The organism is Candidatus Micrarchaeota archaeon, from assembly GCA_021163225.1.
Lineage (GTDB): Archaea > Micrarchaeota > Micrarchaeia > Anstonellales > JAGGXE01 > JAGGXE01.
This window is the reverse complement of the sequence record JAGGXE010000002.1, coordinates 1-26,055: the sequence shown is the minus strand read 5'-3', so window position 1 is coordinate 26,055 and position 26,055 is coordinate 1. Positions and strand designations below refer to the sequence as shown.

Below are 26,055 nucleotides of genomic sequence, written 5' to 3'. Positions count from 1 at the left end.
GGTGGTTCACCACGCTCTTAGGTCTATAGACGGGTTGACAAAGTTGGTTAAAGAGGTTACGGGTAAAAGACCTAAGAAAGTTAGCGATCTATTCATATCTAAACGAGTAATAGACGAGTACTATTCATCCCTATACCGGAAAACATTACGAACCCTAGCAAAAGAACACCTCCAACAGGTTGACCGTGCTGAGGTACGTCTCCCTCCTGAAGAAGCGTTCAATCTCCTTGGGATAAAGGTTGAAGATTTGTCAGACTATCAAAGAACGTTGATCGAAGAACGTAGGTTGACAGAAGACGGTTTGAACGAGATCCTACAATCTATTGCAGAGAAGAAGATGAGCCGGTACACACCGGTTGACAAAATTCATCTTGTCGCAGAAGGGAACGAACACTTCCCACCTAAGATATACCTGCCAAAGGAGAGTAAGGTTTCCGAACTCTTGAAATATATATTAAAAGACGACCTTAACGTGTTCATCCTACTCCAATACGGTTTTGAATCCATAGGTGATAAACTAACAGAATACACCGAGCCCATACGTACAGGGGTGTTCGCCACTTGGGTATATCTACGGAGCAAGTATCCAAAATCACGTCTATTATTATTTTCTGAGATGATCGAGGATCTGGCGAATAATGAATATTATGAGGACAATGGGAACTATTATGTGATTGATGTGGAGAGGTTGTGGGATAACATAAAGAGACGGTATCGGAAGGAGTTAGCCGACAGAGAGAAACGTAGGAACTATCTAAAAGAACGGTTAAGAGTTAAGATGAACTTGGCAGCATCATTAGTTGTTTACGAGAAGTTTACCGAAAGTGATTGTGGTAAAGACGATGAGTATCTGGAGGAATTGATCACCGGATATCAAGAGATGTTGTTGGATAATATAGATAATGTTCCCGAAACGGCAGGAGAGAATATCTTCAACATATTGGAGAGGAAAAAGAAGAGGTTGTACAACGGTGAAAAGAACGGAAACGGTGTTGACGAGTACGTTACTGAAGACCCAATAAACGATAGGTTTAAGGTAGATGACGATACAAGAGAGTATTTAGAAAAGTGTAAGATTTCGCACGAAGTTGTAGAGTATGTTATCACCTATGGGGTAAGACGTAAAGAAGGCAACCTGGCAACCAATGATAGTTATATACCGAGAGAACTTGTGTACAAGAACACCAAACGCGCCCTCAAGAGAGACGGTAAGGATGATCTAATACCAAAAATTAAGGAGACGATCAGTTTTCTGGTTAGAAAAGGGATCCTATTTGAACATAAGAACGGGAACACGCTCAGTATCAATTATAAGGATTCTCCTGACGAAGAACTGGTTTATCTTCAGGAGAGGGTCAAGCAGTACATCTATCTGATTAGGAACTGCAGATAAAGGTCAAAAATAAAACCTCAGAAAGAGGTTGATCTTACTGTCCGTCGTTGGTTCTTCCGGTTTCTTGAGCGCTCTTTATTGATGAGTTTACGGAATCGACTAATGCAGATTTGATTATCGGTACCTCGAATATCTTCTTATTCTCCTCCTTGTCAAATATGATCACGTACAATGTATCTTCAGGAATAACCTCGCTTAGCTCATAGATCATTCTCGTCGCTTTAATCGTTCCGTATCTGATTGCCATGTGTCCCGGGTCCATTCCACCCACCGGAATCCGTAGAGGAACTTCGACATCGGTACCCATATCACCGCGTATGTGTAAACTGAACCGTGTCGGTACACGTTTAATACGTTTTTTCGTCGGAGATGCCGGTAGGTCGTTCTCTCTAATCCACAGATTGCCTTCTCTGACAAACATTGTTTTGTAAACTTCGGATTCGCCATTGTACACGGTCGCGTATATCGTATCTCCTCTGAATTCGCCATCACTTCTGTTTATGAAATCGGTGATAATCGAATCCATGACGGTTGCCCGATATTCATAGGTATATAGAGATTTATGCCTATTTCCGTATCTTTTTACCTCCATCATAGGGAGATATCTACTGTTCTCAATATAGTACGTTCTCATCTCTCCAGTATTATCTTCCAACCGAACATTGTAGCACGGGACCGCACAACCGCTCGAATACATCGTTGAAACCAGAACAGCACCGACCAACATTTTTCTTAACGATTTACTGACACGCACTTCCTTACCGAGGACACCTAAATGTTTCCTTTCCCATTTAACAATCTTTCTCCGTTTTTCAGCAGCCTTTTTCTTAAACTTACGGGCCCAACTCATAAGACATCACCCACTATTTATGATATATTAACACATTAATCCTTTAAAAACATTTCGCCATTTATTAACACATATTTAACATTCCTTTTTAAATTCTTTTATAGAACAACATGTACTATGTCAGGTCTCAAGAAAAGGACGGTCGGTACGAATCATCCCGTAAAGATGCCGAAAATGGTATACATCGACGGTATCAATCATCAGTCGGTAGGTGTTGTTATCCGTGATACTGAGGGGAGGATCTTAATGATGAACCGTTCCAACCCTCCCTTTGGCTGGGCGTGTCCTGCAGGTCATGTTGATGAAGGTGAATCTCCTGAGGAGGCTGCTGTTCGTGAGGTATTCGAAGAAACCGGCATTACCATAAACCGAGAATACCTTATTCTCCGGATTCACGAGTTCGTCCCATGGAACACTTGTGTGTACGGTGTGAAAGGACATGAGTGGTTCGTGTTTGAATATAAAATTCCGTTAGATGATTCCGAAAGAAAATTGATCCGTCCATCTACCGAGGCAAAGAACATGCGCTGGGTTAGCAAACCAGAACTTTTTCGATTAAACATCGAACCTGTTTGGCGCATATGGTTGGCAAGGTTGGGATTTTTCGATTACAAAAAGAAGTAAACATCTCTCTCTTATTCGTATGATGGTTTATTTTTGCTACCTGATCGATTTGCCGGAAAGTTTCTCATCTATAAACCTTCCCCTGAGGCAGATTATGCATACACCGTTAACTTGATGTTTTTCACATACTGGGCGACCGCACATTCTACATCTCAGAACCGCAGGAGCACCACATATGTAACAGAGTTCTTGTTTTTCCATTCTATTGTTCACCGTTCTCCTCATCCGATAATTCTGCCATGCCCTGCCAATCGCCATCTCTGTCCGATTCTCCTACTTATAGCTATCGGACTATCCTTATCTTTGCACATCGGACGTTTTAGTTTTATCTCTAACGTATCTTTACCCGGCTGTGCAACAACCCCTACACCGGTAGCCGTTCCTATGCTTACTACGATAGGTTCTCCTTGAGTAAACGGTTTATTCTCAAAATCGGTTCTATCGAAGAGCACGTATTTGACCTTGATATAATCTACTACTTCGGGAAGCGTGCCGGGCTTGCCCGCAATACTTCCTATGAGACGATCTCCTTTGGTCCAATACGGGTCGACCTGTGTTTCTACTCCTATCAGACCGCCAGGTTTTGCCGTCTTTAGTTGTTCTGACCCTGCAGCCAACGATTTGACAGTGGTTATTATCGGTTCTGTTTCTATCTCGCTACCTTTTTTAGGCAGTCCGGGCCTGATTTCTATCTCATCACCTACACTTATTTTCCCCTGGATTATGGACCCGCCTATTACCCCTCCAGAGAGTTTGGCTATAGGCATACCAGGTCTGTTAACATCGAAAGATCTTGCAACATACATCTTAAAAGGCAGCGATTCATCTCTTTTAGGTGTCGGGATATGTTTCTCTATCGCCTCCAGTACTTTATCTATGTTTATCTTGAAATGAGCGGCCACAGGTATTATAGGCACGTTCTCATAACCAAAACTTCTTAAGAACTCTGTGATCTGCTCATAGTTCTTGATAGCGTCTTCTTTTTTTACAAGGTCTATCTTTGTCTGTACTATCACGATGTTTTTAATCCCCATGGCTTCAAGTACCATCAGGTGTTCTTTAGTTTGCGGTTGTGGACAAGGTTCGTTTGCCGCTATGACCAAAATTGTACCATCCATTATACTGGATGCTGATATTGCGGTAGCCATAAGTGTTTCATGTCCAGGTGCATCGAGAAGCGATATCTTCCTCACGAACTCGGTTTTTGCATGACAGTACGGACATGTTTTAGATGTTGAATATCTATGACAAGACGGACATTTGAATATGCTGACATCTGCATATCCTATTCTGATACTGATTCCCCTACGTAACTCTTCGCTGTACGTGTCTGTCCACACGCCACTCAATGCATAAGCAAGAGACGTTTTGCCGTGATCGACATGACCCAACAATCCAACGTTGACTTCCGCCTGCAAAATATCACCAAAAACTGCTTTTTATCAAGAAGACTTCTTTTTATTCATTCTGTTTATCTCCCTCTTTATCTCCCTCTTTTTTACCTAGAATTTCTTCGATCTTGACCGTCCCCTCTTTGACAACGATTGTATTCACTTCTGTTATGGTGTTATCTATTTCATTTCCCCTTACTGTTTTTTTCGCAAATTCGCCTTTTCTCTTAGGTTTGTATCCCGGACCTTTAGAAGTGTAGATCTTTATTTTTCTGTTACCTTCAATGTCATACCTCATAGGAAAACCGCTGATATCGCTACCTCCGGTTATTTTAAGTACATATCCTGGGAGACCTATCAAGTCGCCCTCTATATCATCACCTATCTTCTTATGATAAAGCAGGGGTTCTTTGTCCGCGGGCAGATCGATACCGTACGATTTACCGTTTTTTGTGCTCACTATTACCTTCACATCTATCACCTCTTCCCGTAGAACTGTCTACATGGCAGTATAAACATCAGTATAAGAATTCTAATCTGAAGTTATAAATACGATAACTACATTTATAAACTTTATTAAAACTCTGTCGTTGCTTGCGATTGTGAATAATTCTTTATAAAATCGATCAATCCGCAAAGTGGGGAGATAAGGTAAGGCGAGAAGTATATGAATGGAATGAACATATTTTTAAACTTTTTATGATATTAATATTATTGATGGTTTGACATGATGACCGTGGTTTTTAGAAAGTCGAGTAAAACCAAATCTTCTGATGGTATTGATTCAGTTGAAAAGATTATTCACAGAAAATTCATCGGACCGTCTGTCGTCAAACGATTGGGAGAATCACTTTTTATGAACATCAAGACAGCATCCGAAACCGTTTCACGGTACAACTGTCTGAAGGTGATCTCTGAGGTCCAGAGAGCAGCGATCCTTAACAAACCTTACAGTTATCAACTTCTTTTAATATTGAGGTATCTTGTAAACACACTCCCTATAAAACGAGCGTGGGTCATGGAATACAATCATCAGGACGAGAGGTTGGAATACTTCGGTAGTTATGTTACAAATGATGCATCGACCTTTTTCCCAAGATATGCTCCCCGACCCAAATCTGTTAAAAAAAGGCCTATCTGGTATTCCTTGATGAATAATACGATTGCAAATGTGAAAGACATATACGATGACCCTCTTGTCAACCCAGATGCAGTTTATGCATCTTTCAGAATTCGTAGTTTTGTTTCCATACCTTTATGGGATTCCTACGGTCCTGTGGGTATCCTTATCCTTGATAACAAGATGTCCAACGGACATTCATTACCCGTTGATGATAGCATCGTTGAGGATGAAGTACTGAACGGAATGTTGAGTGTACTGACCTCGGTGGTCGAATTCAGAAGGTTCCGTACAGAGTTCAATGATCGGTTCGGTAACGCGTTCAACGTAATAAGTACTGCAGTTAGAAAGGCCGAACACACTCTTGAGAAAATCAAAACTGATGATGACAAAGACCTCTGTAACCAATTAGAGAGTGTAAAGAACTTCTTAAAAATGATCGATGAGGAATCCATTAAGAGTTATGAACTGCTATCACGCTATCGAAACGCACGGCCAAAGGCAGATGAAGGTGCATTTACAGTAAGACGTTTCGTAGAGATGCTCGGATGTAGGGTGAGTAAGGAAAGTGCGCTCGGTCACTCAAAAACCACTTTAATCATCGATGATTATGAATACGATGACCCTATGGAATCCGACTGGAAACAACTACAGCAGGCGATGGTGCTTCTTCTCCACAAGGTTGTATCAAGTACTACGGTGCCTAATATCGAGTTGAGAGTCCGAAAATTTTCATTTGCAAATGCTGTTTCGTTTAATTTTATGTTTCACGGAACCGTTTCAGAAGAGCTTTTTAGAAGGATGCAACATGCTTTGAAGGAAGATGTTGATCTGCTTAAGAAGTACAACGTCATTGTTGAACAGATGATCCTGGCTATGCATTCTTCTCGTGCACGGATATTTCTCTCTCGATCACCGGGCGGATTACGTGTGAGTTTTATCAGCAGGCTCGTGCAACAAGATGAATAACCACGCAGAATAAGTGAGGTTTTCGCCTCCACTGTCCACTGTTCTACAATCAAACTTGAGGTAGCGGAATCCGGATATACAATTTAAAATAAACACTAATTAACACAATATTTTTAAACCTCAACTTCTATAATATAATTGGGTGAGTAGATGGAACAAAAGAAAAAAGATGTGAAGAGGACCAGTTTCATACCCCCGTCGGTAATGGAACGGATAAACCAGAAACGAAACACCTTTCAGGTCAAGACACCTTCTGTTCATACCTTCGTCCATCGAGCACCTATATCCTTCGGTACGGCTCTGAACATCTTCTACGTGATCGGTAAGGGTTTTATCACCGATGAAAACAGTTCCGAAGAGAGATGGCGTGAACAGGCTGCCGAAGAGTGCAAGCAGTGGCTTAAAGACCGTATTCAGGACCTTTACGACGTGCACGAACTCATTCTCCAAGAGCCGGACCTCACCGATGAAGAGAGAAAAGAGATCTGTGATAATATCGAGAAGGACATATCCTATCTAGAATTCATATACACCACTGCAGAGTCGGTGCGGGAGAACTTGGCAGGTCTCAAAAAACGGAGTAGCAAAGACATAGAGTTCGTCATGGGATTAAGGGATCAACGAGTGAAACATCTTGAGTCGCAAAAGCATATTCTATCCATCCCTAAACTTGCCGGGATCCTGGGTATAGCTCCGGCTGCAGTGGTTGCATCTTTCAACGCGTTAATAACGTCTGTTCAGAAGGCGGCGGATACCGTGCACATGGTCCTCTCCGCTTCGGTGCCTATCTTATTTGGTGGGTTAGCAGTGGTCTTGAACATGTTATGGGATAACCATATAGAAAGGAAAAAGGATGATGTGCAGAAGATAGCCGAACGGCAACGTGAAGAAATCGACAACAGAAAGATTGAAGATACCAAGAAAATACTGTCTTTGGCAGAACTCCGTCTAGTCCAGCAGGCAGCCTTCAATCAGTATCTGGAAGACCTTAGAGAGATCGCGCCGAAAGAATTCGTAGACCTTGTTGAAGCACAGGATTATGAGAAGGTAGGTCTGATCATCGAAGAGGCAGCCAACCTCATCGAAACAGGACATCTCCTTCCGTCCGAGGAGAGTTCAGAGATGGAGAGATTGGAACGTTTGGCGGTGGAACTCGCTCTAAGGGTCAATAATCAGAGTGTGGAGATCCATAAGATATGTTCAGAATACATCGCCCGGTTCTGTGAAGAGGAGAGCAAGATGACAGTTTCGGACGGAGGATGAATTACGTTCCAATCACGTCCCAAAGAAATCCTTTATACTTTTTTGCAGATAACGTTCGTTGTATATTCTGTGCATCTTTTCCAACGCGTTTTCAACCCTTGTTTCGGAGAAGTTATGGACGTCACACAACAGTTCTTTGATCCGTGCTTCATCAGGACGTCTTAATTCGATGTTCGGCAGGTCCTCTTTTATCTTCGGTTTCCTGAAAAATTCGATTATTGATTGCACATCCTCGGGAAAAACATAACCGTACTTGTTTTCTACAAATTCCAACAATCCGTCTAAAGAATCGTATTTTCTTACGAGTTTTAATGCCGTCTTCGGTCCGATTCCCTTGACCCCTTTGTTGTAATCCGTGCCCACCAGTACACCTATCCATATCAACTTTTCCCTTGTTATCCCCAGTGTTTCTAATGTTTCCTCAAGTTCAATAAGTTCTACAGGTATCTTTACATAGACCTCCCGTCCCGGGAGTTTACGTCGTCCGGTTATCGATAGGTTTCTGATGAGTCGTTTAGCCCCGAACAACAGAGAATCAAAATCTTGAGAAACAACGCCGTATACAAGTCCTTTTGCCGACATCCATGCCGCCTGCGCCTCGCCTTCGCTCGGCGCATCTACGGTAGGTATACCCATGGCTCTGAGTAACTTTTTACTCTCTTCGATCATATCTTCGGTCAGTTCGGACAACTGTTGCGAATATTTTCTTGCCTCCTTTAACAACCCCTTTTCCAACGCTTCCTTATATTTCAGTTCCGCCTCCTTTTTCCTTTTTGTTCTGTCTTCCAACGTTGCAACTTTGAATTCGGGCGGTTCGCCATCGAACACATAGATCGGTTTTATACCTGCTTCCAAAAAATTGATGTTTCTGTAGAACAATCCCGAGAGATGGGACGTTATGTTTCCGTTTTCGTCCATCAACGGTGTACCGTCCGGTTGACGTATGGATGAAAGGAATTGATAGATAATATTGAATGCATCGAACGCCAAGGATTTACCTGAGAGGTCAGAAATCGATACTTCTTTCGGCTGAACTATGCTTTTAATATCTACACCCATCGTATCCACCCTACCAATCTGTCATTACTTACGATTCTTCCTTTTGACCTCGATTATATCACCAAGAGTTATCTCTTCTTTCTTCTTCTTGTGTCCAACAGGTACGTATTCTTCTCTTTCGTAAAGTTTAATGTTTAATTCCTTTTCGATCCGTCGACCCAAAGACTCGTTAGGCACCGCTTTTCCCGTTACAATACGTTCGATGAACGATTCCTTTTCGTTCAAACGTTCAGCCAATACGTGATAGGTTATACGGAGTTTTTTCAGAGCATTTCTTATTCTGACATCGTAATCCTCTACAAGTTCCTCTTCAGGTTCGTCTTCTTTAAGAGATGCGTGCTGATTGGCGGGTGTTGGATAGACAGGTACGTGTTGTGACTCGTCCAATTTTCTGATGATCTTACCAGATTTTGCACATCGTTCACAGACATGGAGCACCGCACCTGCAATCTCAGCCTCATACCTGGCTTTACGACGTCCGCAGACCTCGCACAACTCTTCTTCCATACTTCCACCTTTCAGACAAAAGAGACCGCGGTGTCTATGGTTCTACCTTTGTCACGATCCTACCTGCAGCGGTATGGTCTATTCCGAATTCGTCGGTATAGTTAATCACTACAAAAAACCTTTTGACCGTGTTTTCCCAGCCTTTCCCTACATCGAATTCCGCATCCATTATAAACGAGTCTCCGGGTTTTATTGTAACGGGCAACGCGCCCACGCTACCAGAATTTCTTTCTGTATCGCTGATCATTATTTCATTGATTGTTATGTTATACTGTATTCCGTTTGTTATGTTCGCTTTCACATGGACCGTGCTACCGTCGTAATATGCAACCGGTTTACTGCATGGAAAATCCGGATGTATTACACATTCTGTACGATAGAACTTTGACATCGAAAAGTACCCTGTAAAAAACAACACCGCTATAACAAACGTTATGGCGAGTATAGCCCAACTATAGGTTGTGATAAACTCCAATGCGGACTGCCCTTTCATATCCGTCACCTGTAACAGTTTTGAATAAATACAACAGGATAACCTTTAAATTGGTTTTGTACATTAAAGTGACACATGGGTTTGGAAGAGGACATGCTACTCGGCAGAAAGATCGAACGTGTACCTATCTATACAAATGTAATCGATGAGGAAGGGTCATTGGTCTTTTACGAGAAAGGGTTTTATTTAAATGTCAGGGGAGATAGTTTCAAGACTCCTTACTCTTACATAACTTCGTTGGAACGTGTCGGAACCGGTCCGTTGGGAAGGGTCAGAGTACGTCTTGTCGTTTACGACATGTTCGGTAACAGATTCGACAAAGAAATAGTGCTGTCAGAAATGGCCTACACAAAACTTAGGCATATGTGGGAAACTGCTGAAAAATAATCTCTTCGGTTAGTTTTCAAAGCGCCCTTTGTGTTACCAAAGTTCTGACCTTGCGTTTTGTTTTACCTCTCTGTATAGGTTCGGCTTTGTAACCTCTTTTTACAAGTTCTTTGGCCAATATCTTACTGTGCCCATGGATACAGTATATCTGTTCCGGGTCTGAGTGAAGTACGTATTCCAAGAGTTCGTTAAAATCTGCATGGTCACTGATCGGAAAGACCTTATCTACATCGATGTACCTGAATAGGTATTGCCCTGTAACTGCAGCGCATACGACCTTTCTACCGTAATAAAAGGATAATTCGTAACAGAATCTCCTTTTCAATATATGCTGCGGCACCACTCCGATAAAATGCGATCCGTTGACTATCTCTCGTCCTTCCTCGCTCGATACAGGAACCCTGTTGAGGCGCAAACCGAATCTATCGTATATCTTACAGTACTTTTCAACCGCATCGTGTACAACCGGTTCGATCCCTTCCCTGTTCAGTACATCGATAATCTCCTGCGCTTTACCCACTGAGAACCCACCTAACAGGACCGTGTGCCCTTTATTATAGTTGTTTTTTACCCAATCTATCATCTCTTCCCATACCGACTCTTGATCAGGGAAAACTAGGTTCGGATGACCGTACGTCGATTCTATAACAAGGATGTCTGATTCTACAATTTCGGCTCCTTTTATAAGACCGTCTCTCAGTTTAAAATCGCCCGTGTAAACTACCCTTCCATCGTATGTGTCTACAACAAGTTGTGTTGAACCAAGAATATGGCCTGCATTGACCAGTTCTATCCCTAATGATCTGTGATCAAGCCGTTTTGATACATCTATGCCACCGAGATGTAGGGTAGCCTCCGAAGCTATCACTCCTTTTCTTCTCTTTGTTCCGAAAACGTGGTCCCTATGAGCGTGGGAGATATACAACACATCTCCGAGAGGTGCATCTATACCTATCTTGAATTGGTCGGTTTCTAGAATCATATCTTTGTTGAACTTCATTCGGACCACGATTAATCATTCATTTGTCTTCTCTTCCCGGAGTTTCTCTATCGATTCATTAAGCGATTGTAACCTTTTCGTAAGCTGTTCGATAGCTAACTTTATGGCAGCCAGTTCATAGCTTACCGTCTGAAGGATGAGTAATTCTTTTTCTTCCTTATCTTCTTCCGATGACAGTTGCGCATACAGGTTCTCCTTAAGCTCTGTCACACTTTCTTTAATCTCGGGACGGATGCGTTTTCTTTTCTCTTTAGCCTTCTTACCGGTTTTTTTGGATTTGGTTTTTTTTGAGCCGGCTTTCGATTTCTTGCTTACCTTTTTACCCTTAGTTGTTTTTGTTTTTTTACTCATTACGGTCACCCTAATTCACTTTTTATGGTTACATTTAAAAATGTTTTCTAAAAATAATGTCCTTTGTGAGAATTTCGGTTCATTCATATTCATTACCAGCGTCGATACGTGATACTTTCTACAGTGCTGAAAGAAAGGACGTGTATTAGATTGTCGGTTCGCGGTGTTGGACATGCAGGTTCAAACTTCATGTGAAGGATTCGACAAAGTGCGTGTCTTCATGTCAGATTTTTTCATTCCTGTATTATCCCGTAAAATTCTCCTTTTGTTGTTTGTATATCTGCTGGTTATCTCGATGAAACAGCCTCTGTCTGAAAACATCATATTGAAGTTTTTTCTATTCTTTTTCGGATACCTCTCAGTATATTTCATCAATGATATGATTGACTTAAAAACGGACCTTACCGACCCTGACAATCGAAAAGAAAAACTGTTAGCAAGAGGAATACTTTCTTTTAAAGAATACACTGTGTTAACCGTTGTATCCTTCCTTTTTGGAATCGGTTTGTTCCTGTTATCTCCGGTATTGGGAGTGTTGTTGCTGATTTTAATATTGATAAACGTCATCAGATCGTTAGTAAAAATTGTAGGTATTAGAGACGTCTTCCTATTAATCATCCAATTTGTGAGCCAATATCTGTTGTGGTATCTGATTACTGATGGATTCCCTCCGGCCGTTGTTCTTCCCATGTTCTTTGGATATTCTTTCATCTACTCTTATCTACACTATCTGTACAAAATTAGGATTATACCTTTTGAAAGATTTATCGATGCAAGAATTTTCATCAGTTTGTTTATCCTCTTCATAACAGGTGTATTTTTGATCCCGCTTATGAACCTTACGGCGTATCCTATCTTGGTCTCTGCGGTCTCCGGATCTGCGGTAGGCATATTTTCTCTGTACCTTCTGTTGTTCGGTAGGAAGTACAACATCCCAAAGATCACATTTCTATCGGTTAATATGTTATCTTTGATTATCCTTTTTTCGGTATTAACTGCAACAGTATTTCCAGAAGTAGTCGCGGTGAAAGTGAATCCGCCCGTGCCCGCAAATCTGACAGACGAGATACATCATACTTTGGATGAGGTTGATAAGTTACAAACAGAGTTGGAGAAGAAGGTAGTCAGTAACTTAACCGATAACCTAACCTCCAATATACCTACCGTGCCTAACGTTTTGGACGTGACACGTCGGACGACTCAACAGACATTCTGTTATTCTTTTCGATTACCATATCCTTGCCAGGATTATTGATGGAAGGGACGAACACATGTTTTCCCCGATATTGAACCGTAACTCTAGGTATCTGAGTAAGTGCGAATCGTAATATTCGGTCAACTGGTTGTTAAACTTGAAGGACATGTTTGTAGTTATTATGAATTTTAATGCTTCTTCGGTCTGTTCTTCAGCGGCTTTCAGATTGGAAATGTTCGGATATAGATGATTAAATTTTTCGTCCAAAGAAACGATTATCACGTATGAATATGGATGGGTTATCCTTATAATCTCCTCAGATAAAAACTCAGATTCGTCCTGACCGATTTTAAGAACGCAACCGTTTAACAACAGTATATCAACTGCTTCTTCTCCAAAAGGAAGCTGTATTTTATCGGACACATAACTTTCCAGTTCTTCCGGAGACAATTTGTAAATGTCAAACCTACTCTTTAACAGGTTGGTCAATCTGGCAGTGCTACCGTAACGTTTTCGTGACTCCAGTATATCCTCGATCACTCTGTTGTGTAAAGAATACACTAACGTACGTTTTAATGTGGTACCGCGTTTGCTCTTTTTGATGGCGGTAACAACATGTTCCATAAATAGATAATTACTCGCACCTGTATTTAACCCTTTTTACAAAATCACAGACATTTTAAGGCGAAATTTTAAAAGAATCTGATGTAAGATACCTGTATGAGATGGGGATATACGGTCGCCTCAGGAATAGTTATTTTTTCCTTCTTGATTAGTGTTTACTTCTTTCCTTACATGCCAGAAGAATTTGCTTCCCACTGGAACGCATGCGGAGAGGTTGACGGTTACCTACCTAAATTCTGGGGATTGTTCCTGATACCTTTTCTCCTTTTTGGGTTTTTGTCAGTTTTTATAGTTATCCCCAGGATTGACCCGATGAAAGCAAACGTAAAAAAGTTCAAAAATTATTACGATGGTTTTATTGTGTTGTTTTTCGTTTTTCTGCTGTTTATTCATATACAGATGATCTTATGGAACCTCGGCATCAAAATAAGTCCCAATGTAACTGTTCCGATAGGTCTTGGTGCATTGTTTTTCTATGTTGGTATTTTATGCGAAAATGTTGAGAGAAACCGGTTCATCGGAATAAGGACTCCTTGGACGCTGACCAACGAGAGAGTGTGGAAAAAGACGCACCGAATGGCTGGAAGGTTGTTTAAGATTGCAGGGATATTCGCTTCTATCGGAATATTCTTCCGGAATTATGCAATAATCTTTGTTATTCTCCCAGTATTTGTAGTAACTATCGGTCTGATCATCTATTCGTATACAGAATACCAAAAAGAAACCGGAAATGAAGTAGATAAAAGAAAACATGAACAAACCTGAATCGAATACAAACTTTTTTCAATAACTATCTATTTCTCCTTTTTCATATTCGTATCTTGGCGTTACCACTTTCTCCCGTAATACTGTCCAAAACTGTTCACCGTATCCGCCGATCTCTAACGAAATGACGTCTCCATGACGAAAAACCTTTACTTTAAATTCCTTTGCAACATTTTCGACATCGTCCAGAAACTCTTTACCCAACCAACCTGTCCCTTTGATCGTTATGCTATCTATCTTCGGTATACCTATCGTTTCGGCATAAGGCAGTGCATTGAGACGAAGGACCGTGTTGGCTATCCGTCGGTCTAAAGCTCCCAGGGGAATATTAAGTATATCTTTTTGGCCAAGGAACCCGTTCATAAGTGCAAGCATAGGTGTCATTACACGGAAGGTTCGGTTACCTATCCTTTTCGAAAATATGCCTTCTTTATCGGATTCTTTAATTTTGTGTTTTCCAATTTTGTGTTTCATAGTAGAATTTAATGACTATCTAATATAAAAATCTTTTGTAGATTTTTAGGAGGTCTACTGTCCCAATATCACTCCCTCTCGTGAAAAGTCCAAGGGCGTCTCAGTGATCACACATAGATTTTGGAAGACCTTAATCAGCTTTGGTCTTTATAAGCTCTTCCCGCTTGGTAACTAATTCTACATATCTCTTCTGTAGTTCTGCAAAATTTCCCAATTCTTCCTCGGTCAACGGCCTGATTTGTTTTTTCATTGTGAATGCCTGAATCCTGTTGGTCACGGATTCTATTTCCCTGTTCAGTCTGTCAAGTTCGTCTGCAGAACCGGCATCTATCCAAACCTTTCTTCCATTAATGAATCTGGCAACTTCTCGTTCTGCAGCATTTTCATCTTTAATAAGCACGAACCGGTCATCATCTTTTCGGCGCACTCCTATCCCTAATCTGTTTAAAAGTTTTACTATGTCTTCGATTTTATTCTCCGAAACACCGTGAAGGTCTAACGTATCGGAAGACGTACCGTCAGATTCCACAAATGTTTTAATCTTATCTGCTATTTCCAACGGCATGGTTGTTAATAGAAGTGTAAGTTGAGCTATCTCTTCTTTTCGTTCGAGATTGTCTTTTGAAAGCTCGCTCCTTCTCTTGAGCAGTTCGTACAGTTTGCCCTGTTTTGTTCTGGCGGCAGTTATGATATCTTCGGTTGTGTATTCTTTGATTATCGTATTAAGTTCTTCGATTTCTTTCTTATGCAGTACTATCGGCTCGATTCCGGCCATGTCTATCTTCTTCTCTATGATCGTTAGTTCTGATTCTGTTTCAGTCAACGCATCTGCTAAAGCCTTTACAGCATAGTCTTCAGGTGTTATTCCGTTCCTAAGCAGAAACTGCTTCTTAAACCGTAACTCGCCTTTTCTTCGGTTAAGGATTATGTATGAAATAATATCGTTTTTTGTTATCACCATCTGCATTTTCAACCACCTACTTTTGACCTTAATATGATAAGGGAGGGCGAGAGAATAAGAGTGTGAATAAAGGGTGTGGGAGGTGTGGGGGTGGGAGCTCGCCCTCCTTGGTCGCCTCGCCAGATGCGAGCATGATGTTTTCATGTCTTCAGGCTATTGTATAGTACACCTTTCTACCTACCTGTTTCTTTTTCAGATAACCCATTGTGAACAATCGGTTCAACCGTGCACTTGCAGCGTTCGTACCCTTGTATCCGAATTCCCTCTTGACATCGGTCGCCGTGACGATTTTTTTCTTCTTGATGTAATCCAATATCTTAGCATCGATTTCCGGCAATAATCCTTCGATTGTTTCATCCCCGCTTTCTATTTCTGCTCTGCTGAGCATCCTTTCTATTCTGTCCAACCTTTCCAATATTGTCTTTAGTATCCTGTTTGTGTTTTCTCTTTCTCTGAGTAGGAGATAAACCATCTCTCCCATTACCGTAGGGTCTCTGAATTTTTCCATGTTTTCCTCTAGATCTTTCTGAAGTTCGCGGTTGAGCGAACTGTAGATAGATTTATAATCCCTTTGTTTCCTATTATTCATCCATTAACACCGTCGGTCCCCGTCGGTCTCTTCAGGTAACGACCTGTCATATCATGTTCGTGATACACTCACGAACTAGTCATGATATCATCATGATAGTTTTTTAAACGTTTTGGTCCATCGAGATGGAAATTGTAATTTTTTCCTTCTTGTTCCACCACTTGCATACACAAGGTATGTTTTTCTTGACAGTTTCTATCCACCTTAGGATGTACTAAAATGCATTCCGAATAAAGATATACTGTGGATTAGATGGATTGACGGCATTTATTCACACTCACAGCGGTCTGATGTCTTTGGCAAAGGCATTTAAATTTTACCGGAACATTACTACCATGCCAGTATCTAAAGATAGGTTCATAAGTGAACTTGCACAGAAGATTCGGTCTGCCTACAAAAAAAGGGATGCACGTAAGCTTAAGAAGGTATATCATCAATGCCTGAACGAACTTGTTATTGAGTTTGACTATCACATATTCCGTCTTGCATTGATTTCATATATGCTTACTAAATTGGTAACAAAACCAAGGTATTGGCGCTCTGAGTCCATACGCAGGTATCTATCCCGTATAGACAGCGCATTTAACCAGGTGATCCGTGGTGGAATCCGTCATGATTATCAAAAGATTTCCAAAGGGTTGGATAGGATTCTGGAACTTGTCAATTCTCTTGATGCTGAAGACCAGAGGTATGTTAACAGTTTAGTTGAAGGAGGTAAGGTCAAGATTGCTGCAACATTGTACGCAAAAGGGTTGTCGTTGAGCCGTGTGGCCGATCTAACCCGTGTTGACAAACATAAGATACTTTCCTACGTAGGTAAAACAACGATGGCGGATAAGGTTGAGAGTGGTATAACTATGCAGATGAGATTGAATAAACTTCGCCGTATGCTTGACTGATCATGACCTTTAATGGCAGATGCTTTAAGGGTGGATGGAATGAAAAGTAAAGATATAATATGTGATGCCAGTTCGCTGATAGCGTTGACCGACTCGTGTTTTCTTGATATACTGTACGAGATGCATAATCGTTACGGAATCAGGTTTCTTATCCCTGAATCTGTCAGATACGAATGTATCGAACATCCCCTCAATATAAAGGAGTATGCAATGTCCGCAATCCGGATACTGGACGCGTATCACGACGGTGTTATCGAAGTTGTAGGGTCGAATGTGGATAAAGAAATCAACGATATACTTCACATCACAAATAACCTATTTTATGCGCGCGGTAAGAGTATCCATCTTGTTGACAGAGGGGAAGCAGGTATGATAGCCATAGCCAACGACCTCAACATAAACAATCTCCTCATGGATGAACGTACAACACGGATGTTGATAGAAGCACCGATGGAGATAAAGAGGCACCTCGAGAACGAACTGAACGTTCACATAGCGGTTAACGAAAAGAACCTTGATAGGTTTCACGAGATGACTAGGGGGATCAATGTGTTTAGGAGCGCTGAATTGATCGCTCTGGCTTATGAGAGAGGATGGTTCGATAGATTTCAGAACATTGAGTTGAAAGCTCTTCAAGCGGCCCTCTATCGTATTAAGTTTGCCGGATGTAGCATCGGGTTTAAGGAGATCGAACGGCTCATTGATTATTACAGAAGGAAACGGTGAACGTCCGGTGTTCCTATGATAACCATCTATGCGGATGTACACGAGAGTAGGGTCGTTGATTTTCTGAAAGAATATGATGCTAATATTGTAGTCCGCACATTACCCGTCGGTGATTTTGTTGTTTCCGAACGGCTTGTTGTAGAACGCAAGACCAGAAAAGATTTTGAGAACTCTATCATAGACGGAAGGGTTTTCGTGCAGGCCAAAAACATGAAAGATTATTTCGATAAAGTCGTCTTCGTTGTTGAAGGGAGCATAAATGAAAACCGACTCGAGAGGAACGTTTTTTGGGGGTCGTGCGCATCGTTGATTGCTGAGTTCGGTTTGTCTATTGTATTTACCGAAGATGCGGAAGAGACGGCAAAGTTCATCTATGCTCTGGCTCGTCATGAGCAACTCATCAATAGACGTTTACCTTACGTAAAGGGTAATAGGCGTGTGTTGACCATATCTGAAGAACAACGCGCAATAATCGAAGCATTGCCAGGCGTGGGACCGACTACGGCTATCAGATTGTTGGAACATTTCGGTTCTGTTAAAAACGTCATAAACGCCACTGAGAAGGAGTTGCAAGAGGTTGAAAAGATAGGTAAAACAAAGGCAAGAAGAATAAGAAAAGTGATCGAAACCGAGTTCCGTAACGAAAGATAAGGTCACGATTTTCGACACCTACACGGATGTGAACACCTGAGATGAATTTTGGGATTTATTCTCGATCGCGGCCGTAATGCCTTTGAGAGAATGAGGGATGAGGTCGTAACATCAAGGGATAAATTTTTATACTTTGAAGCCCATAATTTAATCATGAATAAACATAATCTAAAACAAAATTGGGGGAGGGACGGTGAATCCGTCAACGCAACAGCGTTGAGTGTCACGAGGTTAGTTGAAAGGTTAATCTCTTCTTTAGACGATAAGGTTGTTGCGTACCTTAAATTCAAAGGACATCCGAAAGCCGACGACCCGGTGTTCCAGGCGCGCGTGGTTGCAGAGACTTTCCGGGGGATCATGCATAACTATGTGAAAGGCGGGGATATTTTGTTACAGAATATCGATAGAGTATTGAACAACGGTTTCAGGATAGATGACCCGGCACTTCATGTAAGTTTGTTGCATGCGTGCAGAATCATCGATGAATTACAGTATAACACCAGTTTGACGTTTGTTGACGCTGCTATAGAATCGGTTGAAAATGCGATTGAAAACGAATCCTGTTCAACCAACGAACAGTACCACGTTAAGACGGGAGGTTTTACTGATGCAGATGTGCTCGTAGATAATGAACCTTCTATCGACCTTGATTTGGATGTTGAGTTGGATCTGGATGTTGAATCGGATCTCATAGATAACGTTGGGGACGAAGAGACCTCTTCTGAGAAACCTACTCTTCCGGAGGCAGGGTTTGAAGTTACAGACAACTCTCTAGACCCTTTAGGTGTATTAGAGGATTTTGGTCTTGATGAAGAGGGCACACAACAGTTTGAAGTTGAATTAGAGGATAATGAAACTTTTGACAGTACTGAGGCAGTGAATGTAGAGAATACCGAACCGGAGATAAAGATAGAGTTAGAGGATGACGAAGAGGAACAACAGGAAAGTAAAACCGACCGATACAATGTCCTTCGATCAGAATTGGTAGCGGTGCTGTTAAACGTATACCACAAGGTAAGAGGGATCCTATACGCGTACAAACTACCTACAGAAAGAGTCGATATCAACAATCCGTTTGTAAAGAGGATAGCCATGTATCTTCAGATAACACCCGAGGACATAAAGCACATAATTGAGGCATACCCTTACGATGAACTACCCGTAGACAATTCTTCCTCCATGTTTACAGATAACTTAGTACAGAACCTCAATATGGTTAAAACATTGGCAAACTCGCTCAACTATAAGGAACAGGTATTACTTGAGAATGCCAAACACATCGCTAAATCCTTAGGATTATAAGACCGTATTGTTCCGCTTCAAGCTATATCATCATTTAAGCTATATATTGTCAGAAGTTGTTTATAATCAGAATTCGTTTATGAACCCTTCTCTTTAATCGTATTGAGTTGGATCCCAACAACCACAGACCCTTTTTGTGTTCTGGAGACCCCGAATGCCACATCCGCCACACGCAACACTTCGTCGTTGTGAGTGATCACTATGAATTGTGAATTCTTTGACATGTTCCTGATCAGTTCAGCCATTTTCTTACTGTTCTCTTTGTCAAGGGCGGCTTCTGCCTCGTCAAGAATATAGAACGGTGAAGGATTGGTCATCTGGAGAGAGAACAGGAATATCAACGCAAGTAAAGACTTTTCACCGCCGGACATTGCTTCCAGATACTTTTCCCGATTACCGCTTCTCACACGTATGTGCAACGCACTGTTCAACGGGTCCGAAGGTTTTGATAAGACCAACGTCCCTTCTCCTTCGAATATGTACTTAAACAGTTTTTTGAAATTTTCATTAACCTTAGTAAACACTTCCATGAATATCCTTCTTTTTTTAGATTCTATCTCATTGATCATCATTACTACCGAATCTTTCTCGTTTTGCAGTGTTTTGATCTTTTCTTTGATTTCGTCAAGTTCCTGCTTTTTCTTGTCGTACATCTCCGGTGCTTTAAGGTTTACATTGCCTTCCAGTTCTTTCAATATCTTTTCGTTGACCGTCAGCAGTTCCTTCAACTTCTTCTCGTCTGCTTCTATCAAGGGGACCTCTCGGTATGCTTCAAATTCTGCTTTTAAATCTGCTAACCGGGTTGATTCGGTCGCTTTCTCGATCTCCAGGTCTTTAATTTTATCTTTGAGTTTGTCCAGCTCCTGCTGAAGTTTACCTTTCTGTAACGAGGCTTCCCCAATCTGTTCGTTCAACTTATTGAGTTCATCCCACAGTCCTTTCAGTTCTTCATCCATTGACGATAATTCGTTTTCGACCTCATGGATAGCATCAGAAAGTTTTGACTGTTTTCTACTCAACTCTTCAATCTTTACTTTGCACATCCTGAGCGTCTCGGTCGATTGTTTTATCTCTGTTTTTACCTCATTCAACCTGTTCTTCTTAAGTTCGTATTCCTTTTTGTAGGACTCAAGCTGACCCATCAATTTACTTTTTCTGTCCAGCAGTTCTTTGAATTCCTTTTCACGCCTTTCTCTTACATCATTAACCCTTTTCTTAGCCTCTTCCAGTGCTGTTTGCATCTCCTGTTTTTCGTTTTCTAAATCTTTCAACCGACTTAACAATTCCGCTTTCTGTTTAGTCAGTTCTTTTTTTTCGTTCTCGAGTTTTTTAATCATGTTTTCTGTCTTAATTCGTCTTTCTTCCTCCTGTTGCATCATTGAAGAATAATGTTTTAGTTCTGTCTCGATCTCTTTAAGTTTCAATTCTTTCATCGTCCTTTTCTTTCTTAGTGAGGTTATGCTACTTCTCAGTGCTTCAAGTTGCGAGTACAATGTCTTACGATGGTTGGTTACTTCTTCTATCATCCTTTCGGTGGATTCTAGACGCCTCCTTGCAGTTATGGAAGCAGCAGAAACGTTTGCACCACCGACAAGTACGCCAGACCTTTCGAAAACGATTCCATCCATCGTAACCATTCTATATTTACCCAACCCCAACTGTTTGGCTGATTCCGTATCTTTCACGATTATGGTCGAACCGAATACGTATTCCAATGCTGGATAGAATTTCGGATCAAATCGGACCTGTTCTATCAACGCACTTACGAATCCGTCATGTCTCTTAACTTCTTGTGGGATCGTTTCGCCGCGTACCTTTCTGGTTAGAGGTATAAACGTTGTTCTTCCGATTTTGTTCTTTTTAAGGAGTTCGATTACTTTTGTGGCTGTATCAACATCCTCTACGATCACATACTGTAACCTACTGCCTGCTGCAGAAACAACCGCATCCGCATATTCGTCATCAAAAGATATTACATCCTCAACGAGACCGTACAAGCCTTTTATTTTACCTTGGGCGATGAGTTCCCGGATAAACGTTGTCACCGGTGAAGCACCCAACCCTTTGACAAAAGGTCTGAGTTCGGCCGCTTTTTCTTTTAACGATAACAGTTTTTTGTCTAATTCGGGAAGTTTTTTGTTTATCTCTTTTTCTTGTTGGAAGAGTTCGTCTATCTCGTTTTGTAGTTCACGGATGTCTCTCTCCAATTCTTCCTTTTCAGATTTTAAAGAAGCAATATCTTTATCCGTGCGTTTTTCAAGTTCCGACCGTCTAAGCTTAATAAGTTCATCGATATTCTCGAGTCGCACATCAACACGTCCGACCTTCTCTTTAATACTGACGATTTTATCTGTTAGCTTTTCGATGTTCTTCTGAACAGTTTCGATATCGTTTTCGTCGATCTGCATCTTCGGAAGATTTTTATCAATCTTATCTATTTCCAGATGGGCTACGTCTATCTTGTTTTCTAATTCGTCAAGTTCTTTAGTCAATCTGTCGCGTTCGTCTGTCAGGGAGTCAATCTTTTTTCGCACCGTCGCAGCGTCCTCTCTGAAGCGCTCTAGTTCTACATCTACCTTTTGTTTTTCCAGTTTTAGATTTTCCAGTTCTGCGGCAAGTTCGTTTTTTCTTCCCGATTCGTTTATCTGTTTAGTGACCTTCTGTTTTTCATCGCTCAACTTTTCGATATGTTCATTCAGTACTTCCAGTTCCTCTTCCAGTTCCTCTGAAGTTTTTTTGAACTCTTCGATCCTCTTTACAATTCTGTTATAGTTTCTATCGACTTTTTTCAATTCGTTATAAAGAAGCGTGGCACGCGCCCTTTGATACATCTCTTTGGCTTCGAGATATCTTAACGCATCCTTTTTCTCCTGCTCCAACGTTTCAATGAACCCTTCCCTTTCCTTTAAAACGATGAACGCGTCGTTGATCTTTGCCTCGACCTTTTCCAGTTCTTTAAATGCCTCTGCCTTTTTTTCTTCATATTCTGCTATCCCTGCTACGTTGTCCACGATGGTTCTCCTCTCCTTTGGAGACATTTCGATGATCCTTTCTACCTGCCCCTGAGCAATTACGTTATGAAACCCTACCGACAAACCGTATTTATGTAACAGGTCTAGGTATGCAGACCTTGTTACCTTTTTTCCGTTAATCCGATATTCATTCTTGCCGTCTGGTTTGATCATTCTTTTTATTTCAAAATTTTTGTTCTCCGCGGAAAAAACGAGGGTTACAGAGGCCTCCTTCGAATCGTGGTTTACTAGGTCGGAAGAACGTCTTGCACGCAACGATTTCAAACTTGTTTCGCCGGTAACGAACCGTATAGAATCCGCTATGTTGGATTTACCACTTCCGTTGGCCCCCGCTATCGTAATGAACCCGTGAGAAAGTTGGATTTCAGCATGTTTAAACGATTTGAACCCATTGATTTTGAGCAGTTTTAGTCGTGTCCTGCGGTTCTGTATGCTTAGTTCTGCAGATTTTGTTTTCAAAGGATTCATCATAAAAGTTTAAATTTAAAACTATTTAAAAATTTTTGTAATAGAACATAATCTGGTTTGCATAGGGGGTGGTATTGTATGAAGCACGATGACGATTTTGAGGATGAATTGGAACGTGAATTCCGTAGAATCCGTAAACTTATGAAGAGTATGTTGGAGGATCTTTTCGATGATGACATGTTTATGATTGATGAAGATGTCAAAAGACGTATGAACAAACCATTCTCTAAAGTTTATGGGTTTTCTGTCAGTATCGGTCCAGACGGTACACCGAGGATCCACGAGTTCGGTAACGTTCGTCCCAGGAGGAAGCGCGAGTATGCTCAGGTTAATAACGAACGCGAACCGCTTATCGATATCTTCGAAACAAAGGATAATAAGATCTCGATAATAGCGGAGGTGCCGGGTGTGGATAAGAAGGATATCGATGTCCGTGCAACAGAGATGTACGTCACGATAAAAACAAACACCGGTTCAAAGTACAGGTACTACAAACGTCTCAGACTTCCGAAGAGGATAGACCCTTCTTCGGGTAAAGCAACCTATAAAAACGGCGTGCTTACATTGGAGTTTAACATTTTAAAAGATGATGAGACAGGCAAACCAAGAAAACTTACGATAGAATGAAAACTTTTCTGTAAAAATATTTTTCTGTTCTTTTCCTCAGATGTTTTCTTTTACAACAGTTCCGTTGTGTCTTTTACCAAGAAGCGCCTTTTCGAGGTCGTCAACTGTTCCGACAAAGTGGAGCTCGATGTTGTGCGCCCTTGCAAGGGTTGTTGCCAACTGATCGAATACTAACTTCTGCCCCGGCCGGTATGTTGATTTCAGGATGACATCCTCCAACATTTTGTAGTTCATCTTTCTAAACCGTTTAGCATTCGGGTTCTTGGTCGGATCTTCCGAATATATGGCATCTGCCCTGCTGATGTTTATGACTTTACCTATTCCGGAAGCGACAGCAAGTTTTACGGCAACGGCATCGGTGGTTTGACCTGGTTCTGTTCCTCCCATTACAACGCACTTGTGTACTCCAAACATTTGAACCGCTTCCTCTATCGACCTGGGGATCTCATCATTAACATCGAGTTCATATTTATTAAGAGCAACAGCAACCAACTGCGCGTTTGTAATGGTCGCTTCAATACCTACCCTGTCAAGGTCTTTAGGATTATCGGTAATCCGTTTTGCTATCGAGATGTACTCTCGTGCAGGTGCGCCACCGCCCACCACTATTCCCAATTGAATAGGTATCTTCTTCAACAGGTCTCCAAACCTGAAAAGCAAATCTTCGTCTATCGCTATCGGATTGAAACATCTGCCTCTTCCCTTCCCGGGGAACAGCACGCTTCCCCCTAATGATATGATAGCTGGTTCCATGGTATAGTTTAGTATAGAAACGTTTTAAATCTATGCAAAATCAAGCCGAAAACTGCGACAAGCAGATAACGAATAATTAAAAAGGCGATCAGCATACATACTTTCACAAATTCTCTTTATAATGGTCCTCAAAGTTGAGGGGAATTTTAAATTTTCCATCTCAGAAGTAAACCTTTGGGTCAGACATGTGTAGAAAATGACTGGAGGCAGGAACCTGTCCACATCTGCAACAAGCACGAATTAATGTTAATTAGTAAAGTTTATAAATGCCAAAAGAATAGTCCAACCAATGACAATATATAATCAACCACTTTACTATGAAATTGCGTTTAATTTTGTTGATGTGAAAAAACAAGTGGATTTGTTCGAAAAGTTCATTAGAAAATATAGTAAAGTAAAAGTGAAAACAGTTTTGGATATCGCCTGCGGGCCTAGTCTACAGTTAAGAGAGTTGGCAAAAAGAGGTTATAAAGCAGTTGGTCTAGATATAAGTTCACAAATGTTGGATTATCTAAAGCAAAGAGCAAAGGAAGAAGGGGTAGAAATAGAAACTATTAAAGCAGATATGATAAATTTTAAATTGAAAAACAAAGTTGATTTTGCTTTCATAATGATGGGTTCTTTTAAGTTCAAAAATAATGAAGAACTCCTGAGACATTTGAATTGTGTTTCTAACTCCCTTAAAAGAGGTGGTCTCTATTTAATTGAGAATATGGAACTGGATTGGTTAAATTTTAAGCCTCAACGTTGGCTCATGAAAAAAGATGGAATTAAAGTTAAAACAACATATAAGGTGATACCAAAGGATCCGATCTCTCAAACTTCTGAAGAAAATATCATTCTAGAAGTTAACGACCATGGTAAAAAACTTAAATTCGTTGAAAAAAGAACCGTGAAACATGTCTGCCCTCAAGAATTTTTAACTCTAGTTAAACTGAACAATAAGTTTGAATTTCTTGGTTGGTTTGAACGTTTCAAATTTAAAAGGTTGAAAAAAGGCAATATGAACAACATTGTTCTTTTACGTAAAAAATAAATCTGAAGTAAGGATTTATTCGGCATTTCACCAAACCGGAAATTCTAACCGCTTCAGTTGCTGCAGTAAATCTATATAAACTTAGCTATCAAAATTTAGCCATGAGACGTGGCAAGTGTGACCGTTCCATCCGTAAGATTTTGAAACCGACTGTAGATGCGTTGAAGAAGACCGATGATAGACTGTCTAAAATTTTGTCCAAGACCCGCGACCTGACAAGGAAATGTGCCAAAGCGATCAACCTTATCCATAATCGAAGATACGCGTTGGCTAAAGTACGTATAGAGGATGTGAGGAGAGGGTTGCAACGGATCAAACAGTACGATTGCATGTTTATGGAGAAGTATCTTTCTTCTGTGGAACAGGAATACACCGAGGCATCAGTACTTCTCTCGCTAGTAACCGGAGGACCTCTTCCGTTACCGGACGAATTGGAAGTGAGTTACCCGGCTTACATGAACGGGTTAGCTGATACGGTCGGTGAACTACGTCGTGAAATGCTCGATGCGCTGATCTCCGGAGACCTCGATAAAGCCGAGTGGATGT

28 protein-coding genes are annotated in these 26,055 nt (G+C 41.1%); 14 read left to right on the top strand and 14 right to left on the bottom strand.

The features are described from left to right. The coding region (locus J7K41_00385; GenBank protein ID MCD6549159.1) for a hypothetical protein at positions 1–1,393 on the top strand (1,393 nt) is incomplete at its 5' end. A 34-nt stretch (positions 1,394–1,427) separates the two neighbouring features. On the opposite strand, the gene J7K41_00380 is transcribed toward J7K41_00385, so the two are convergent. Beyond that, complete coding sequence (locus J7K41_00380) at positions 1,428–2,243, bottom strand: hypothetical protein (GenBank protein ID MCD6549158.1); 816 nt, start codon at positions 2,241–2,243, stop codon at positions 1,428–1,430. A 117-nt stretch (positions 2,244–2,360) separates the two neighbouring features. On the opposite strand from J7K41_00380, the gene J7K41_00375 reads away from it, so the two are divergent. Beyond that, positions 2,361–2,867, top strand: coding sequence for an NUDIX hydrolase (locus J7K41_00375; protein ID MCD6549157.1), 507 nt, complete (start codon positions 2,361–2,363; stop codon positions 2,865–2,867). Between the two features lie 221 nt (positions 2,868–3,088). Here J7K41_00375 and J7K41_00370 read toward each other — a convergent pair whose 3' ends face one another. Both J7K41_00370 and J7K41_00365 read right to left on the bottom strand, forming a co-directional pair. Continuing rightward, positions 3,089–4,288: a translation initiation factor IF-2 subunit gamma gene (locus J7K41_00370; GenBank protein MCD6549156.1), complete on the bottom strand. Its 1,200-nt coding sequence runs from the start codon at positions 4,286–4,288 to the stop codon at positions 3,089–3,091. A 37-nt stretch (positions 4,289–4,325) separates the two neighbouring features. Beyond that, positions 4,326–4,736, bottom strand: a complete 411-nt coding sequence (locus tag J7K41_00365) for a 30S ribosomal protein S6e (GenBank protein MCD6549155.1) — start codon at positions 4,734–4,736, stop codon at positions 4,326–4,328. A 249-nt stretch (positions 4,737–4,985) separates the two neighbouring features. On the opposite strand from J7K41_00365, the gene J7K41_00360 reads away from it, so the two are divergent. Together J7K41_00360 and J7K41_00355 are read left to right on the top strand one after the other, a co-directional pair. Continuing rightward, positions 4,986–6,347 carry a hypothetical protein gene (locus J7K41_00360; protein ID MCD6549154.1) on the top strand — a complete coding sequence of 454 codons (1,362 nt, stop codon included), beginning with the start codon at positions 4,986–4,988 and terminating at the stop codon, positions 6,345–6,347. Between the two features lie 150 nt (positions 6,348–6,497). Further along, a complete protein-coding gene (locus J7K41_00355; GenBank protein ID MCD6549153.1) occupies positions 6,498–7,610 on the top strand; it encodes a hypothetical protein in 1,113 nt (370 codons plus the stop codon). 12 nt (positions 7,611–7,622) lie between these two features. On the opposite strand, the gene J7K41_00350 is transcribed toward J7K41_00355, so the two are convergent. Genes J7K41_00350 through J7K41_00340 form a run of 3 tightly spaced genes read right to left on the bottom strand, consistent with a single transcriptional unit; the run spans position 7,623 to position 9,669 of the window. After that, positions 7,623–8,669 carry a flap endonuclease-1 gene (locus tag J7K41_00350; protein ID MCD6549152.1) on the bottom strand — a complete coding sequence of 349 codons (1,047 nt, stop codon included), beginning with the start codon at positions 8,667–8,669 and terminating at the stop codon, positions 7,623–7,625. Between the two features lie 24 nt (positions 8,670–8,693). After that, on the bottom strand, positions 8,694–9,176 hold the full coding sequence (locus J7K41_00345) for a TIGR00270 family protein (protein MCD6549151.1): 483 nt from the start codon (positions 9,174–9,176) through the stop codon (positions 8,694–8,696). Between the two features lie 34 nt (positions 9,177–9,210). Further along, positions 9,211–9,669 (bottom strand): hypothetical protein, encoded by a 459-nt coding sequence (locus J7K41_00340; GenBank protein MCD6549150.1) that lies wholly within the window; start codon positions 9,667–9,669, stop codon positions 9,211–9,213. Positions 9,670–9,744: 75 nt separating this feature from the next. On the opposite strand from J7K41_00340, the gene J7K41_00335 reads away from it, so the two are divergent. Beyond that, the gene (locus J7K41_00335) at positions 9,745–10,056 is read left to right on the top strand and encodes a hypothetical protein (protein MCD6549149.1); all 312 of its coding nucleotides are present in this window, start codon (positions 9,745–9,747) and stop codon (positions 10,054–10,056) included. 16 nt (positions 10,057–10,072) lie between these two features. Here J7K41_00335 and J7K41_00330 read toward each other — a convergent pair whose 3' ends face one another. Together J7K41_00330 and J7K41_00325 are read right to left on the bottom strand one after the other, a co-directional pair. Continuing rightward, positions 10,073–11,056: a hypothetical protein gene (locus tag J7K41_00330; protein MCD6549148.1), complete on the bottom strand. Its 984-nt coding sequence runs from the start codon at positions 11,054–11,056 to the stop codon at positions 10,073–10,075. Between the two features lie 15 nt (positions 11,057–11,071). Continuing rightward, positions 11,072–11,407: a hypothetical protein gene (locus J7K41_00325; protein MCD6549147.1), complete on the bottom strand. Its 336-nt coding sequence runs from the start codon at positions 11,405–11,407 to the stop codon at positions 11,072–11,074. A gap of 172 nt (positions 11,408–11,579) precedes the next feature. Here J7K41_00325 and J7K41_00320 point away from each other — a divergent pair, with 172 nt between their 5' ends. Continuing rightward, positions 11,580–12,662 carry a hypothetical protein gene (locus tag J7K41_00320; GenBank protein MCD6549146.1) on the top strand — a complete coding sequence of 361 codons (1,083 nt, stop codon included), beginning with the start codon at positions 11,580–11,582 and terminating at the stop codon, positions 12,660–12,662. Here J7K41_00320 and J7K41_00315 read toward each other — a convergent pair. Next, positions 12,636–13,226 carry a hypothetical protein gene (locus J7K41_00315; protein MCD6549145.1) on the bottom strand — a complete coding sequence of 197 codons (591 nt, stop codon included), beginning with the start codon at positions 13,224–13,226 and terminating at the stop codon, positions 12,636–12,638. The two genes, J7K41_00320 and J7K41_00315, sit on opposite strands and share 27 nt — an antisense overlap. A gap of 96 nt (positions 13,227–13,322) precedes the next feature. Here J7K41_00315 and J7K41_00310 point away from each other — a divergent pair, with 96 nt between their 5' ends. Next, positions 13,323–13,991, top strand: coding sequence for an SdpI family protein (locus J7K41_00310; GenBank protein ID MCD6549144.1), 669 nt, complete (start codon positions 13,323–13,325; stop codon positions 13,989–13,991). An 18-nt stretch (positions 13,992–14,009) separates the two neighbouring features. Here J7K41_00310 and J7K41_00305 read toward each other — a convergent pair whose 3' ends face one another. The 3 genes from J7K41_00305 to J7K41_00295 form a co-directional block, all read right to left on the bottom strand. Further along, a complete protein-coding gene (locus tag J7K41_00305; GenBank protein ID MCD6549143.1) occupies positions 14,010–14,465 on the bottom strand; it encodes a hypothetical protein in 456 nt (151 codons plus the stop codon). A gap of 130 nt (positions 14,466–14,595) precedes the next feature. Continuing rightward, positions 14,596–15,432: a hypothetical protein gene (locus J7K41_00300; protein MCD6549142.1), complete on the bottom strand. Its 837-nt coding sequence runs from the start codon at positions 15,430–15,432 to the stop codon at positions 14,596–14,598. A gap of 142 nt (positions 15,433–15,574) precedes the next feature. Next, positions 15,575–16,015, bottom strand: coding sequence for a hypothetical protein (locus J7K41_00295; protein MCD6549141.1), 441 nt, complete (start codon positions 16,013–16,015; stop codon positions 15,575–15,577). A 335-nt stretch (positions 16,016–16,350) separates the two neighbouring features. On the opposite strand from J7K41_00295, the gene J7K41_00290 reads away from it, so the two are divergent. The 4 genes from J7K41_00290 to J7K41_00275 all read left to right on the top strand — a co-directional run bounded on the left by J7K41_00290 (position 16,351) and on the right by J7K41_00275 (position 19,593). Beyond that, positions 16,351–16,914, top strand: a complete 564-nt coding sequence (locus tag J7K41_00290; protein MCD6549140.1) for a hypothetical protein — start codon at positions 16,351–16,353, stop codon at positions 16,912–16,914. A 39-nt stretch (positions 16,915–16,953) separates the two neighbouring features. After that, positions 16,954–17,640: a hypothetical protein gene (locus J7K41_00285; protein MCD6549139.1), complete on the top strand. Its 687-nt coding sequence runs from the start codon at positions 16,954–16,956 to the stop codon at positions 17,638–17,640. Positions 17,641–17,655: 15 nt separating this feature from the next. Next, a complete protein-coding gene (locus J7K41_00280) occupies positions 17,656–18,291 on the top strand; it encodes a hypothetical protein (protein MCD6549138.1) in 636 nt (211 codons plus the stop codon). Between the two features lie 153 nt (positions 18,292–18,444). Further along, entirely contained in the window at positions 18,445–19,593 is a 1,149-nt protein-coding gene (locus J7K41_00275; GenBank protein MCD6549137.1) for a hypothetical protein, read from the top strand. Between the two features lie 77 nt (positions 19,594–19,670). Here J7K41_00275 and smc read toward each other — a convergent pair whose 3' ends face one another. Then, positions 19,671–23,093 carry a chromosome segregation protein SMC gene (gene smc / locus J7K41_00270; GenBank protein MCD6549136.1) on the bottom strand — a complete coding sequence of 1,141 codons (3,423 nt, stop codon included), beginning with the start codon at positions 23,091–23,093 and terminating at the stop codon, positions 19,671–19,673. A 78-nt stretch (positions 23,094–23,171) separates the two neighbouring features. Here smc and J7K41_00265 point away from each other — a divergent pair, with 78 nt between their 5' ends. Further along, the gene (locus tag J7K41_00265; GenBank protein MCD6549135.1) at positions 23,172–23,720 is read left to right on the top strand and encodes an Hsp20/alpha crystallin family protein; all 549 of its coding nucleotides are present in this window, start codon (positions 23,172–23,174) and stop codon (positions 23,718–23,720) included. A gap of 36 nt (positions 23,721–23,756) precedes the next feature. Here J7K41_00265 and pyrH read toward each other — a convergent pair whose 3' ends face one another. After that, positions 23,757–24,473 carry a UMP kinase gene (gene pyrH, locus J7K41_00260; GenBank protein ID MCD6549134.1) on the bottom strand — a complete coding sequence of 239 codons (717 nt, stop codon included), beginning with the start codon at positions 24,471–24,473 and terminating at the stop codon, positions 23,757–23,759. A 289-nt stretch (positions 24,474–24,762) separates the two neighbouring features. On the opposite strand from pyrH, the gene J7K41_00255 reads away from it, so the two are divergent. Together J7K41_00255 and J7K41_00250 are read left to right on the top strand one after the other, a co-directional pair. Continuing rightward, positions 24,763–25,509 (top strand): class I SAM-dependent methyltransferase, encoded by a 747-nt coding sequence (locus J7K41_00255; GenBank protein ID MCD6549133.1) that lies wholly within the window; start codon positions 24,763–24,765, stop codon positions 25,507–25,509. A gap of 101 nt (positions 25,510–25,610) precedes the next feature. Then, positions 25,611–26,055, top strand: a 445-nt coding sequence (locus J7K41_00250) for a hypothetical protein (protein ID MCD6549132.1), incomplete at its 3' end; no start/stop codon positions are given.